The 13,094-nt window shown below is 69.2% G+C and carries 12 protein-coding genes; 5 read left to right on the top strand and 7 right to left on the bottom strand.

Features of this window, described 5'->3' with window-relative positions:
- From pufM to dxs, 3 genes are all read left to right on the top strand, one after another.
- Entirely contained in the window at nt 1-987 is a 987-nt protein-coding gene (gene pufM / locus AB6A69_RS11215) for a photosynthetic reaction center subunit M (RefSeq protein ID WP_371038766.1), read from the top strand.
- 1 nt (nt 988) lies between these two features.
- The gene (gene pufC, locus AB6A69_RS11210; protein WP_371055546.1) at nt 989-2,107 is read left to right on the top strand and encodes a photosynthetic reaction center cytochrome PufC; all 1,119 of its coding nucleotides are present in this window, start codon (nt 989-991) and stop codon (nt 2,105-2,107) included.
- Between the two features lie 189 nt (nt 2,108-2,296).
- The gene (dxs, locus tag AB6A69_RS11205; protein ID WP_371060826.1) at nt 2,297-4,231 is read left to right on the top strand and encodes a 1-deoxy-D-xylulose-5-phosphate synthase; all 1,935 of its coding nucleotides are present in this window, start codon (nt 2,297-2,299) and stop codon (nt 4,229-4,231) included.
- 144 nt (nt 4,232-4,375) lie between these two features.
- Here the strand turns inward: dxs and AB6A69_RS11200 are convergent, their stop codons facing one another.
- Nucleotides 4,376-4,903, bottom strand: coding sequence for a MarR family winged helix-turn-helix transcriptional regulator (locus AB6A69_RS11200; RefSeq protein ID WP_371060825.1), 528 nt, complete (start codon nt 4,901-4,903; stop codon nt 4,376-4,378).
- A gap of 47 nt (nt 4,904-4,950) precedes the next feature.
- On the opposite strand from AB6A69_RS11200, the gene AB6A69_RS11195 reads away from it, so the two are divergent.
- Nucleotides 4,951-5,649, top strand: a complete 699-nt coding sequence (locus tag AB6A69_RS11195; protein ID WP_371060824.1) for a fumarylacetoacetate hydrolase family protein — start codon at nt 4,951-4,953, stop codon at nt 5,647-5,649.
- A gap of 4 nt (nt 5,650-5,653) precedes the next feature.
- Nucleotides 5,654-6,874, top strand: coding sequence for a 3-hydroxybenzoate 6-monooxygenase (locus tag AB6A69_RS11190; RefSeq protein WP_371060823.1), 1,221 nt, complete (start codon nt 5,654-5,656; stop codon nt 6,872-6,874).
- On the opposite strand, the gene AB6A69_RS11185 is transcribed toward AB6A69_RS11190, so the two are convergent.
- From AB6A69_RS11185 to ppsR, 6 genes are read right to left on the bottom strand one after another with little or no spacing between them, the layout of a single operon-like run.
- Complete coding sequence (locus AB6A69_RS11185; protein ID WP_371055551.1) at nt 6,871-7,653, bottom strand: ZIP family metal transporter; 783 nt, start codon at nt 7,651-7,653, stop codon at nt 6,871-6,873. The two genes, AB6A69_RS11190 and AB6A69_RS11185, sit on opposite strands and share 4 nt — an antisense overlap.
- A 23-nt stretch (nt 7,654-7,676) precedes the next feature.
- Complete coding sequence (gene idi / locus AB6A69_RS11180; RefSeq protein WP_371055552.1) at nt 7,677-8,204, bottom strand: isopentenyl-diphosphate Delta-isomerase; 528 nt, start codon at nt 8,202-8,204, stop codon at nt 7,677-7,679.
- Nucleotides 8,201-9,379: a geranylgeranyl diphosphate reductase gene (locus AB6A69_RS11175; RefSeq protein ID WP_371060822.1), complete on the bottom strand. Its 1,179-nt coding sequence runs from the start codon at nt 9,377-9,379 to the stop codon at nt 8,201-8,203. The genes idi and AB6A69_RS11175 overlap by 4 nt, the downstream gene beginning before the upstream one ends.
- Before the next feature lie 3 nt (nt 9,380-9,382).
- Nucleotides 9,383-10,672, bottom strand: coding sequence for a BCD family MFS transporter (locus tag AB6A69_RS11170; protein ID WP_371060821.1), 1,290 nt, complete (start codon nt 10,670-10,672; stop codon nt 9,383-9,385).
- On the bottom strand, nt 10,669-11,580 hold the full coding sequence (chlG, locus tag AB6A69_RS11165; protein ID WP_371060820.1) for a chlorophyll synthase ChlG: 912 nt from the start codon (nt 11,578-11,580) through the stop codon (nt 10,669-10,671). Before chlG ends, AB6A69_RS11170 begins: the two co-directional genes overlap by 4 nt.
- Before the next feature lie 57 nt (nt 11,581-11,637).
- On the bottom strand, nt 11,638-13,071 hold the full coding sequence (gene ppsR / locus AB6A69_RS11160) for a transcriptional regulator PpsR (protein WP_371060819.1): 1,434 nt from the start codon (nt 13,069-13,071) through the stop codon (nt 11,638-11,640).
- Nucleotides 13,072-13,094: the final 23 nt, after the last annotated feature.

The raw sequence follows: 13,094 nt of genomic DNA, 5'->3' as shown, positions 1-13,094 counted from the left end.
ATGCCGGAGTATCAGAACATATTCACGCAGGTGCAGGTCCGCGGACCCGCCGAAATGGGAATGGACGACAGCGGCCTGATGGCCCAAGAGCGTACCGGCGGCGCAGGCTTCTCGAACCTGCTGGGCTGGATCGGCAACGCGCAGCTCGGACCGATCTATCTGGGCTATGCCGGGGTCATCAGCCTCGTCACCGGGACGCTGTGGCTCAACATCATCGGGTTCAACATGCTCGCCCAGGTGGGCTGGTCGATCCCCGAGTTCATCCGCCAGCTCTTCTGGCTTGCGCTCGAGCCGCCGGGGCCGGAATACGGCCTGTCGATGCCGCCGCTCAACGACGGCGGGTGGTTCATGATCGCCTCGTTCTTCCTTCTGGTCTCGGTGCTGGCCTGGTGGCTGCGCTCCTACCAGCTGGCGCAGGAACACAAGATGGGCAAGCACGTCTTCTGGGCGTTCGGCGCGGCGATCTGGCTCTTCCTGGTGCTGGGCCTCTTCCGTCCGGTGCTGATGGGCTCCTGGTCCGAGATGGTGCCCTACGGCATCTTCCCGCACCTCGACTGGACGACAGCCTTCTCGATCCGCTACGGCAACCTCTACTACAACCCGTTCCACTGCCTCTCGATCGTGTTCCTCTATGGCTCCGTGCTCTTGTTCGCGATGCACGGCGGCACGATCCTCGCGGTGTCCCGCTTCGGCGGCGACCGGGAGCTGGAGCAGATCTACGACCGTGGCACGGCCTCCGAGCGGGCGGCGCTGTTCTGGCGCTGGACCATGGGCTTCAACGCCACGATGGAGGGTATCCACCGCTGGGCGTGGTGGTTCGCGGTGCTGACGCCGATCACCGGCGGCATCGGGATCCTGCTTACCGGAACGGTCGTGGACAACTGGTTCATCTGGGCCCAGGAGCACAACTTCGCACCGGCATACGATGGCTCCTACGGCTACGAGGCCTATGGTTCCTACGAGGCCTTCATCGGACAGGAGAACTGAGATGCTCCCCCAATGGTTCAACAAGTGGAATCGTGAGAACCCCACGAACATCTACGGCCCCGCCATCGGCGTTGGCGTGGTCGGGGGGGCCGTCTTCGTCGCCGCCCTGCTCGTCAGCTGGGGCCAGCCCTACGCGACCGACAGCCTGCAGACGGGTCCGCGCGGCACGGGGATGTCGGTGCCGGAGTTCGAGAGCGATCTCGCGACGCCGGACCCGACCATCGCCGGCTTTCTCGAGACCACCTCCGCGCCGATCCCGCCCCAGGGCGGCGAGGAGACCGCCGGCGACGCGCGGGACAACGTGCCCCCGGGCCTGGAGAACCTGACGGTCGAGAACTACGACCGTCTGCTCACGGCGATGCGCGCCTGGACCGGGATTCCGGATCTTTTCGAGGATGCGGGATCCTACCAGACCGCGGTGGGCCACGTGATGATCGGCATGACCCAGAACATCAACGAGAACTGGGCCGGGCACGTCAACGCGAACAAGGAGGTGGGCGTGACCTGCTACACCTGCCATCGCGGGCAGCCGGTGCCGAACAACATATGGTTCCGCGCCACGCCCACGGTGGAGACCATGGAAGGCTGGTCGGCCGTCCAGAACAGGGTGACCCCCCTCAGCCAGTACACCTCGCTGCCCTCCGACGCGCTCGAGGAGTACCTGGTGAACTACGGGGTGATCGCGGTGCACGATCTGGAAAGCCGTGTGGAGAACGACATCGCCAACGACCCGCTGATCCAGCACACCGAGCGGACCTACTCGCTGATGAACTACGTCAGCAACTCGCTCGGCGTGAACTGCCTGTTCTGCCACAACAGCCGGGCCTTCTACGCGTCGTCCGGCCAGATCACGCCGCAATGGGCCACCGCCAATCTGGGCATCCAGATGGTGCTCGAACTCAACAACGAGTACCTGATCCCGATCGAGGGGCTCTATCCGCCCGAGCGGTTGGGCCCGGTGCACGGCGACGCGCCCAAGGCCGCCTGCAAGACCTGCCACCAGGGCTACCAGCAGCCGCTGCAGGGCACCAACGTCATCGCCGACTGGCCCGAGCTCGCCACGACGAGCGGGGAGCCGGTCTACGACACGCCCGCGGATCAGGCGGCGCTGACCGAATAGGGGCACGGGGGCGGCGTCGCGCCGCCCCGCCCCACGCCGCGTTCGGGCCGGCCCTGGGAGGGGTGGTCCGGGCGTCGGGGCCCAGGCCCCGGTTCCCTTCCTGTTGGCGACAGGAAACCGGCGCCGCGCCAGCTGCTTGCACTTCGGGCGCGGCGCCGACCCCCGGGTCGGTACATGACGGAGGACACGATGACGTTGCCCCAGACCCCCCTTCTCGACCGTGTCGCCGGGCCCGCGGACCTGCGCCACCTCCCGGACCGGGACCTCGCCGCGCTGGCCGACGAGCTGCGCGACGAGGTGATCTCCGCCGTCTCCGAGACGGGCGGGCATCTGGGCTCCTCCCTCGGGGTCGTCGAACTCACCGTGGCGATCCATGCCGTCTTCAACACGCCGATGGACAAGCTCGTCTGGGACGTCGGCCACCAGTGCTATCCGCACAAGATCCTGACCGGGCGGCGCGACCGCATCCGGACGCTTCGCCAGAAGGACGGGCTTTCGGGCTTCACCAAGCGCGCCGAAAGCGAGCACGATCCCTTCGGCGCCGCGCATTCCTCCACCTCGATTTCCGCCGCGCTCGGCTTCGCCGTGGGGCGCGACATGGGTCAGCCCACGGGCGATGCGATCGCCGTGATCGGCGACGGCGCGATCAGCGCGGGCATGGCCTACGAGGCGCTCAACAACGCGGGCCACGAGGGGCGGCGCCTTTTCGTGATCCTCAACGACAACGAGATGTCGATCGCGCCGCCCGTCGGCGCGATGTCGCGCTATCTGTCGCGGCTTTACGCCAACGAGCCGCTGGCGCGGATGCGCTCGCTCGCCGAGGGGTTCGAGGCCGCGCTGCCCGAGCCCATGCGGGAGGGCGCGCGCCGCGCCCGCCAGCTCGTCACCGGCGTGACCGGGCAGGGTACGCTCTTCGAGGAGCTCGGCTTCGAGTATGTGGGCCCGATCGACGGCCACGACATGAGCCAGCTCCTGCCCGTCCTGCGCGCGGCGCGGGCACGGGCCACCGGGCCGGTCCTGATCCATTGCTGCACGGTGAAGGGCAAGGGCTACGCCCCCGCCGAAAGCGCCGCCGACAAGTATCACGGGGTGGCGAAGTTCGACGTGGCGACCGGCACGCAGGCGAAATCGACGCCCGCCGCGCCGTCCTATACTGGTGTCTTCGGCGACGCGCTGACCCAGGCGGCGGCGCGCGATCCGAAGATCGTCGCGGTGACGGCGGCCATGCCGGGCGGCACCGGCGTGGACCGCATGGCGAAGCGTTTCCCGGGCCGCGTCTTCGACGTCGGCATCGCAGAGCAGCACGCCGTGACCTTCGCGGCGGGCATGGCGGCGAGCGGGCTGCGCCCGTTCTGCGCGATCTACTCCACCTTCCTTCAGCGCGGCTACGACCAGGTGGTGCATGACGTGGCGCTTCAGGGGCTGCCCGTGCGCTTCGCCATCGACCGGGCGGGGCTTGTGGGCGCCGACGGCGCGACCCATGCAGGAGCCTTCGATATCGGCTATCTCGGCGCGTTGCCGGGCATGACGCTGATGGCCGCCGCGGACGAGGCCGAGCTCGTCCACATGGTGGCCACCGCGGCGGCGTTCGACGAGGGGCCCATCGCTTTCCGCTACCCGCGCGGCGCGGGCGTCGGGGTCGCGATGCCCGAGGCGGGCCAACCCCTCGAGATCGGGCGCGGCCGCGTTCTCCGCGAGGGGACTGACGCGGCGATCTTCTCCTACGGCGCGCATCTTTCCGAGGCACTCCGCGCGGCCGAGGTGCTGGATCGCGACGGCATCTCCGTCACCGTCGCCGACGCCCGCTTCGCCAAGCCGCTGGACGAGGCGCTGCTGTTGCGACTTGCGCGGAACCACGGCGCGCTGATCACGCTGGAGGAGGGTGCGATGGGCGGTTTCGGGGCGTTCGTCATGCACGCGCTCGCCCGGCATGGCGCGTTCGACCGTGGTCTCGCGATCCGCAACGTCGGCCTGCCCGACCGCTACATCGACCAGGCCAGGCCCGAAGACATGTATGCGGCGGCCGGAATGAGCGCGGCGGACATCGCCTCCGCCGTGCGCGATGCGCTTGGCCGCGGCGAGGCGGTCGCGCCGGGCGTCGTGCCGTTCCCTGCCGTGCGTTAGGGCAAGGCAAGGCCGCGGAGCGGCCATAACCACGGCAAGCCGGCAAGCGCTGCCTTCGGGCGTTCAGTCCGAAGCCGGGCACGCCTTGCCCCCGCGGGCCTGAAGCCTCCATTTCGGCCTCTCCGTCGGCCCGGGCGCCGCGGGTCACCCTTTTCCGACACGCCTGTCCGCGTCCTGCAGCGGGGCCCGGCTGCGCGCGTTGCCGGCCTCTGCCGCCTTGCGGAGCAGGCGTATCAGTTCGGTGCGTTCGGCCGGGTCGAGCCCTGACAGGATCTCGTCCTGAAGGGCACGCACGACGGGATCGGCCTCGGCGAGCAGCGCCTCGCCGGCCCGTGTCGGCCGCAGCACCCGGGCGCGCCGGTCGCGGGCGCTGACATCCCGTTCGACGAGCCCCTTGGCTTCCAGCCTGTCCACCACGCCGCCAATCGTCACGCGGTCGTAGGCGATGAGGCCCGCGAGCGTCGCCTGGTCCACGCCCGGGTTCCGGGCGAGCGCGGAGAGCGCGGCGAACTGCACCGGGGTCAGGTCATGGCCCGCCCGCCGCATCGCGCCGGCGAAGACCGAAACCGAGATCTGGTGCAGCCGCCGGATCAGGTGGCCCGGCATCTCGTGAAGGTCCAGCATCCCGGAAGGGTAGGCGCGTGCCCGATAATTGACAAGTATACTTATCATTCGTACAGGTCGTATGAGAGCCGGCACCGCCGGCAAGGGAGGACTGCATGACCGATTTCCTGTTCGAACCGCCGGCCACGCCGGGTGTTCCCGTTGCGGGCGAGGCGGCGCTCTATCCGGTGGGGCGCATCTTCTGCGTGGGGCGCAACTACGCCGCCCACGCCGCCGAGATGGGGGTGGAGGCCGACCGCGAGGCGCCCTTCTACTTCACCAAGTCGCCCTCGGCCTTCCTCGCCTCGGGCGCGACGCTGCCCTACCCGCCGGGTACGGAAAACCTGCATTACGAGATGGAACTGGCGCTGGCCATCGGCGCGCCGGCCTTCCGGGTGAGCGCGGCCGACGCGCCGGACGCGATCTACGCCTATGGCTGCGCCCTCGACATGACGCGGCGCGACCTGCAGCTCAAGGCCCGCGAGAAGCAGCGGCCCTGGGATCTCGGCAAGGATGTCGAGGGCTCCGCTGTCTTCGCGCCGATGACCCGGGCCGCCGAACTGGGCGAGATCGGCCCGCAGCGCATCCATCTTTCCGTCAACGGCGAGATCAGGCAGGACGCCCGTCTCTCCGACCTGATCCATTCGGTGCCCGAGATCGTCGCGGACCTCTCGAAGTTCTATCACCTGCGTCCGGGCGACCTGATCATGACGGGCACGCCCGCGGGGGTCGGCCCGGTGGAGCCGGGGGACCGGATCGAGGGCGGGGTGGACGGGCTCGCGCCCATCTCGCTCGCCATCGGTCCGGCGGAGTAGCCCCGTGACCCAACGGCCCGTCCTGATCGCCGGAGGCGGTATCGGTGGCCTCGCGGCCGCCATCGGCCTCGCCCGTGCGGGAATCCCCGTGTTGGTGCTGGAGAAGGCGCGCCAGCTCGGCGAGATCGGCGCGGGCATCCAGCTCGGCCCGAACGCCTTCCATGCCTTCGATTATCTCGGCGTCGGAGAGACGGCGCGCAAGATGGCGGTCTACGTGGACAGCCTTCGCCTGATGGACGCGCTGACGGCGGAGGAAATCTGCCGCATCCCGCTCGGAGAGGCGTTCCGCGCGCGGATGGGTAACCCCTACGCCGTGGTGCACCGGGGCGAATTGCACGGCGTCTTCCTCAAGGCGTGCGAGGCGCACCCGCTCGTGGAGCTGCGGACCTCGTCTGCCGTCGCGAGCTACGCGCAGGACGGCGAGACCGCGACCGCGATCCTCGAGTCCGGTGAGCGCGTGACGGGCCGCGCGCTTATCGGCGCCGACGGTCTCTGGTCGCCCATACGCGCGCAACTCGCGGGGGACGGCGCGCCACGCGTTTCCGGCCACACCACCTACCGGAGCGTGATCCCGGTCGAGGAGATGCCGGAGGAGCTGCGCTGGAACGCCGCGACGCTCTGGGCCGGTCCGAAGTGCCATATCGTGCACTACCCGCTCTCGGGCTGGAAGCTCTTCAACCTGGTCGTGACCTATCACAACCATGCGGCCGAGCCGGCGGCGGGCAAGCCGGTCTCGCACGACGAGGTGCGCCGCGGCTTCGAGCATGTCGCGCCGATGGCGCGGCAGATCATCGAAAAGGGACAGGACTGGAAGCTCTGGGTGCTTTGCGACCGGGAGCCGGTGGCGAACTGGGTGGACGGGCGCGTAGCGCTTCTGGGCGATTCGGCGCACCCCATGCTGCAATACATGGCGCAGGGCGCGTGCATGGCGATGGAGGACGCGGTGGCGCTCGCCCACGAGATGGAGGCGGTCGGCGGCGATGTCGCGGCGGCGCTTCCGGCCTACAACGCGCGCCGCGCGCTGCGCACCGCGCGGGTGCAGCTCCAGTCGCGCGCGGTGGGCGAGCATGTCTACCACCCGGCGGGGGCCCATGCGGAGCTGAGGAACGCGATCATGCGTGCCAAGAGCCCGGAAGACTGGTACGACACGGTGGATTGGCTCTACGGTTCCACCGGGCTCGAGGGCGCGGTCTCGCTGGAGATGCGCGGCCGCCGCGCCGGCTAACCCAGCGCCACGTCGAGAATCAGCATCACGACAAGGCCCACGGTCAGCCCGGCGGTGGCCTGTTTGCGGTAGCCGGAGCGGTGCGTCTCGGGGATGATCTCGTGGCTGATGATGTAAAGCATCGCGCCCGCCGCGAAGGTGAGGCCCCAGGGCAGAAGAGGCTCGGCAAGCGTGAGCGCGGCGGCGCCCAGAAGGCCCCCAACCGGCTCCACCAGCCCGGTCAGCGTGGCGATCAGCACGGCGCGGCCCGGAGGATAGCGTTCGCCCACGAGCGCGAGCGCCACCGCGAGCCCCTCGGGCATGTTCTGAAGCCCGATCCCGAGGGCGAGCGCGGCACCCTTGCCCACGTCGCCCGAGGCGAAGCCCACGCCCACCGCCATGCCTTCGGGAAAGTTGTGCAGCGTGATGGCGATGACGAAAAGCCAGATCTTCTCGAGCCGTGTGCCCGACGGGCCCTCGGGGCCCGAGACGAAATGCCGGTGGGGCACGCGCTCGTTCAGGCCCCACATCGCGGCCACCCCGAGCAGGATCCCGGCCGAAGCGATGAGCGCCGGGGGCAGCCGCCCATCGTAGCGCTCGCCGGCGTGGTCGATCGCGGGCAGGATCAGCGAGAAGAAACTCGCGGTAAGCATCACGCCCGCCGCGAAACCCAGAAGCGTGTTCGACATGCGTTCGGACACGCGGCGTCCGAAAAGGACCGGAAGCGCGCCGGCGCCCGTCATGAGCCCCGCGCCAAGGCTGCCCGCGAGACCGAGGATGACCGGATCGCCCGGTTGCATGCCCGCGACCCCGGGGCGCGCGGCTAGGCCATCACGCGGCCGAAGATCTCCGCCCGGTGCCGCTCCAGGTAGATCCGGAGCCAGGGCGTGAACCGGTCGGCGTGGCGCGAGACCTCCTCCACGAGCGTGGAGAGCGGAAGCCAGCGCGTCGCCATGACCTCCTCTGGGTCCGGGGCCGCCGCGATCCGGCGCCCCGCCCGGGCGACGAAGACATCCACGACCTCGTGTTCGATAAGGTTCCCGCCCACCGGCGCGCGGTATTCCAGCTGTCCGCGATAGGTCAGCGGCAATCCCTCGATGCCGAGTTCTTCATGCAGGCGGCGGCGCGCGCAGTCCTGCGGCGCCTCGTCCCAGCCCGGATGCGTGCAGCAGGAATTCGCCCAGAGCCCAGGCGTGTGATATTTCCCGAGCGCCCGGCGCTGGAGCAGGACCTCGTCGCCGTGCATCACGAAGACCGACACCGCCTTGTGCCGCAGCCCGCGGCGATGCGCCTCCAGCTTCTCGACCGGCGTCAGCGCGCCGTTGACCCAGGCGGGGACGGTGAGGCTCATGTATAGGTTTCCCTGACGATCCCGGAGAGGTGGGCGAGGTTCTTCAGCCCGATCTTTATATGGGCGAGCGGGCGGGATTTCACGAGTTCCTTGTTCATGTAGGCCTCGAAGGTCAAGCGCTGCACGTCCACGTCGTGGCACAGCGAGACGAAGCGTTCCCGCCGCGCATCGGAGCGGTAATAGGCATCCTGCATCACGCCGAGGATCTTGAAGACGCTCTTGTGCTCGCGCATGAAGAGGTGCCGGGCGAGCTTGAGCTTGGCGGTCTGGCCCGAGGTCAGCGTCGCGGCGGCGGCCGCGGCGGCGACGCGCCCGCCCATCATGGCATAGAAGATCCCCTCTCCCGAGGAGGGTGCGACGACGCCCGCCGCGTCGCCGGCAAGCACCACGTCGCGGCCGTTGTCCCAGCGGTCGAGTGGCTTGAGCGGGATGGGCGCGCCCTCCTTCCGGATGGTCGGGCAATCGGCAAGGCCGGAGGCCGCGCGCAGATCGGCGGTGGCCTGCTTCACGTCCACCTCCTTCACCATGCTGCCCATGCCGACGCTCGCCGACTTGCCGTGGGGGAATACCCAGCCGTAGAAGTCGGGCGAGATGCGCCCGTCATAGACGACGTCGCAGCGCTCGGGGTCGTAGCTGCCGATCTTGCCGGGCGCCTCGATGATCTCGTGATAGGCGATCACGTAGGGGATCTTGTCGCCGCCCGGCACTTCCTGCCGCGCCACGCCGGAACGCGCGCCGTCCGCGCCGATCACCAGCGTCGTCGCCAGCCGCCGGGTCTCGCCCGTCTCCTTGTCGCGGAAGACGACATGCGTGCCCGTCTCGTCGCGCTCGATCTTCGTGAACGTGCCGAGGTAGCGATCCGCGCCCGCGGCCTCCGCGCGGTCGCGAAGGAAGGCGTCGAAATGCTCCCGGTCGACCATGCCGACGAAGCCGTTCTCGATCGGGATGTCGACCTGGCGGCCGGTGGGCGAAATCATCCGCGCCGTGGTGATCCTGGCCACGAGCTGGTCCTCGGGGATGTCGAAATCCCGGATCGCGCGCGGCGGGATCGCGCCGCCGCAGGGTTTTATGCGCCCCTCGCGGTCGATGAAGGCGACCTTGCGGCCCTCGCGGGCGAGGTCTTCCGCGGCTGTGGCACCCGAGGGGCCAGCCCCCACGACGACGACATCATACATATTTCATTCTCCCGGCATCAGCGCCGCGCCACGTCCGGCGCGGGTGGTTTCGATCACGCGGAGCGCCATCAGCGCCGCCACGAGGAAAAGAGTGGCCTCGGCCAGGAAGACGGCGCCGAAGGCGGTCGCCTCGCTGTCGAAGAGGCGGCGCATCATGTCGGCGCCGGCCGCGCCGGCCAGCCCGCCGAAGCCCGCCGCGATGGCCTGCGCCGCACCCCAGAGGCCCATGCGTGTGCCTTCGCGCGTTTCGCGGCCGCGGCCTGCAAGCGCCATCATGGAGCCGATGGCGGCCACCGCGAACACCCCGTTGAAAAAGCCCAGCGCCACGACGGCGGGCATCAGCAGCGGCCGAAGCCCCAGACTGCCCGCGGTGGCGATGACGATGAGGCTTGCCGCCGAGCCGAGGCAGCCTGCGATGACCCAGCCGCGAAGACTTCCAAGCCGGAAACCGGTCGCGGCAATGCCCACGAGCAGCATGCCCAGAAACACGCCGCCGTTCTGCGCGCCCGACAGCGTGGTGGACTGGCCCGGCGTCAGCCCGAAGACGAGGCCGGCGAAGGGTTCGAGGATCAGTTCCTGCATGAAATAGGCGGTCATGGACAGGAAGACGAAGATCGTGAAATTGCGGGCATGAGGCTCACCCCATACCTCGCGCAGGCCCTCGCGAAAGCTCATCTCGTCATGCGACGGCTGCGCCGCGACGCGACGCTCGATCCCCCAGACGGAGACCAGGGTGAGAAGGACCGCGCCGCAGGTCACGACGGCGACGATGCGCAGCAGGAGCGCGTGGCTGTAAGGCTCCAGGAAGGCGCCCACCGTCCCCGCGGTCACGGCGATGCCGAGAATCATCATCAGCCAGGTGATCGTGGCCGCCGCGGCGCGGCGGGGCGGCGCCGTGGCGGTGGCGAGCAGGGCGAGCAGCGAGGTGCCCGAGGCGCCGACGCCGATCCCGATCAGCGCATAGGCCAGGATGGAAACCGAAAGGCCGAGTGCGAAGCTCGTGTCCAGAAGTACGACGCCCCAGGCCGCCCCGAAGCCGCCGGCCGCGAGGACCGCCATGCCGCCCACGATGAAGAGCGTCCGGTTGCCGCCCGCGTCCGACAGGAAGCCCCAGTTCGGGCGCGTGATCTGGATGCCGTAATGCAATGCGACCAGAAGGCCCGGCAGCACCGCGGGCAGCGCCAGTTCGACGACCATCAGGCGGTTGAGGGTGGAGGTCGTGAGCACCACGATCGCGCCGAGGCTCATCTGCACGAGCCCCAGCCGGAAGATCGATAGCCAGGACAGCGTCATCCCGCACCTCCCAGCGCGCGAAGCGCGAAGGCCGCGATCATCATGCCCGAGACATACATCGCCACGCCCGTGCCGTTGAACCACGGCGCCTTGCCCTTCGGGTCGCGCATCATCACTTGCGCCGCCCAGATCTGTCCGAGGATCAGCACCGCGATCGCCGCCGCGTGCCATTCGCGGCCCCAGCCGGCGAGCAGCGTGAACACCACGATCTGCGGCAGGATCATCACCCACGCCGCGACCCGGGCCGCGCGTTCCGGGCCCAGAACGACCGGCAGCGATTCGACCCCGGTCTGACGGTCGCCTTCCAGCGCCTTGAAATCGTTCAGGGTCATGATGCCGTGCGCGCCAACGCCGTAGAGCAGGGCGATGGTCACGATCTCGGGCGAGGGCGCGCCCGCCGAAAGGACGGCCGCGCCGGTGAACCACGGCAGCGTTTCGTAGGAGAGGCCGACAAGGCCCGGCCCGGCGATGCCAGACCGCTTCAGCCGCACCGGCTCGGCCGAATAGGCCCAGGCGGCGATGACGCCCACCACCGTCGCGCCGAAGCCCCAGGGCCCGAGCTGCCAGCCGACGACGAGCGCCAGCGCCGACATCGCGAGCGCGATCCAGAGGCCCCAGCGGCCGGGAATGCGCCCCGAGGGGATCGGGCGGTCCGGTTCGTTGATGGCGTCGACCTCGCGGTCGCACCAGTCGTTCGCGGCCTGGCTCATCCCGCAGACGAGCGGGCCGGCCAGCACCACGCCGAGCAGCACGAGGCCCAGACTGTCGAAAGGGTTCGCGCCGACCGAGACGAGGCCGCACAGGTAGGCCCACATCGGCGGGAACCAGGTGATCGGTTTCAGAAGCGTCAGAACCGCCCCGGGTTCGGGCAGCCGACGCTCGGACTGTAAGTTTTCCAAGACACTCATGTGTCAAGTAAACTATACAATCGAGAGTCGCGAAAGGGTTTTCTTGCCTGTCGCGCTTTATTCGTCGGGGTCGTTGCTGCTGTCGATGAGGCCGTATTTGCGAAGCTTCACGTAGAGGCTTTGCCGGGACAGGCCGAGCATCTCGGCCGCGGCCACGCGGTTGTTGTCGGTCAGGCGGATCGCCGTCTCGATGCAGAGCTTTTCCACGACGTCGGTCGTCGCGCCGACGAGTTCCTTGAGCGACGCGGTGCCCACGAGGTCCATCACGTTCTGCATGGCCTCGTCGCTGACGGCGGCGCCGGCCTCGGCGATGCCGCGCGGCTGGGACGTCGTCACGTCACGGAGGATGAAGCCGATGCCCCGGTCCACGCGGCCGCGAAGCCTGGCGGCCGAAAGCTCGACGGTCGCGCGCATGCCGACGACGCTTTCGAGTTGTGCCGCGTACCCCTTGATCTTGCCGGTCTTCTCGAGCGCTTCGAGAATGAGCTTCATGTCGACCGAGCCGCGGGCGAGGAAATCCGCGATGGAACGCCCTTCCACGTCGCGCTGCTGCGCCGCGTCGGTCAGGCGCAGGAACCCCTCGTTGGCCTCGCGGATCACGCCCTTGGCGTCCGTCAGCACGATCGCGTCCGGCGTATATTCGTAAAGCCGGGCGAGACTAAGGGCAAGCTCGCGCCCGGTCCCCTCCTCGTCCGACAGGGCCTCGATCCGGACCAGCATCGACACCTCGCCGGAGGCCCGGAAGAACTCGGGAAGGAGCCGCACGTCGCGGGCGGTGCGGCGCACCACGGCCGGAACGCCGGTGCCGTGTTCGGATGCCGCGGCGGTCTTCAGGCTCTCGCCGAACTCGCCCTTGCGCCGGCCCTCGAAGCACTGGGCGAGGGCGCTGGCGCTCAGGTTGTCGGTCTTCACGCCCAGCAGATCCATCGCGGCTCGGTTCATGTCGATCGCACGCCCCGAGTCGGGATCCACGGTGATCATGGGTGTGGCGGCGGCATCGAACACGACGCGATACCGCGTCTCCACGCCGCGGAACCGCTCGAGGTCGCGTTCCCGCGCCATCTGCTCGCGCACAAGGCGTTGCTGCAGATCCGCGAAGGGCTGCATGTCGCGCCCCAGAAGCAGGATGCCGTTGTCTTCGCCGGTGTCGTGGAGCGTGTAGCGAATGGGAAATTCCCAGTTCGCGTTGTCGACGTGGTTGAGCTCCATCGGTCGCACGATCGCATCGCGGTCCGACAGGACCGTCGCCATGCGATCTTCGAACTTGGCCCTGCTGTCCTCGGAGAGGAAGTCCCGGAAATCGCGACCCACCCAATGGTCGAGGCAGCCGAGATAGGGGCTGTCGGGGCTGACCGAGATGCCCTTGACCTTGCCGGTCCTGTCGATTGCCACCGCGATGTCGGCGAACTGCTCGATGATGCGCTCGACGCGGGACGGCGCGGGTAGTACGCCGACGCGTACCCGTTCATGCATCCGTCCCTGCTTGGTCACGGCGTCCTTCCTATCGCTGCGCC

The organism is Rhodosalinus sp. 5P4, assembly GCF_041365695.1.
Taxonomy (GTDB): domain Bacteria; phylum Pseudomonadota; class Alphaproteobacteria; order Rhodobacterales; family Rhodobacteraceae; genus Rhodosalinus.
Note: the sequence above shows the minus strand (reverse complement) of the source record. Positions and strands in the feature narration are given on the sequence as shown.

What these genes read in the sequence shown, in the direction of transcription:
- pufC (WP_371055546.1), top strand. Translation starts at nt 989, where the DNA reads ATGCTCCCCCAATGGTTCAACAAGTGGAATCGTGAGAACCCCACGAAC.
- AB6A69_RS11195 (WP_371060824.1), top strand. Translation starts at nt 4,951, where the DNA reads ATGACCGATTTCCTGTTCGAACCGCCGGCCACGCCGGGTGTTCCCGTT.
- idi (WP_371055552.1), bottom strand. Translation starts at nt 8,204, where the DNA reads ATGAGCCTCACCGTCCCCGCCTGGGTCAACGGCGCGCTGACGCCGGTC.
- AB6A69_RS11185 (WP_371055551.1), bottom strand. Translation starts at nt 7,653, where the DNA reads ATGCAACCGGGCGATCCGGTCATCCTCGGTCTCGCGGGCAGCCTTGGC.
- pufM (WP_371038766.1), top strand. Translation starts at nt 1, where the DNA reads ATGCCGGAGTATCAGAACATATTCACGCAGGTGCAGGTCCGCGGACCC.
- dxs (WP_371060826.1), top strand. Translation starts at nt 2,297, where the DNA reads ATGACGTTGCCCCAGACCCCCCTTCTCGACCGTGTCGCCGGGCCCGCG.
- AB6A69_RS11170 (WP_371060821.1), bottom strand. Translation starts at nt 10,672, where the DNA reads ATGACGCTGTCCTGGCTATCGATCTTCCGGCTGGGGCTCGTGCAGATG.
- AB6A69_RS11200 (WP_371060825.1), bottom strand. Translation starts at nt 4,903, where the DNA reads ATGATAAGTATACTTGTCAATTATCGGGCACGCGCCTACCCTTCCGGG.
- chlG (WP_371060820.1), bottom strand. Translation starts at nt 11,580, where the DNA reads ATGAGTGTCTTGGAAAACTTACAGTCCGAGCGTCGGCTGCCCGAACCC.
- AB6A69_RS11175 (WP_371060822.1), bottom strand. Translation starts at nt 9,379, where the DNA reads ATGTATGATGTCGTCGTCGTGGGGGCTGGCCCCTCGGGTGCCACAGCC.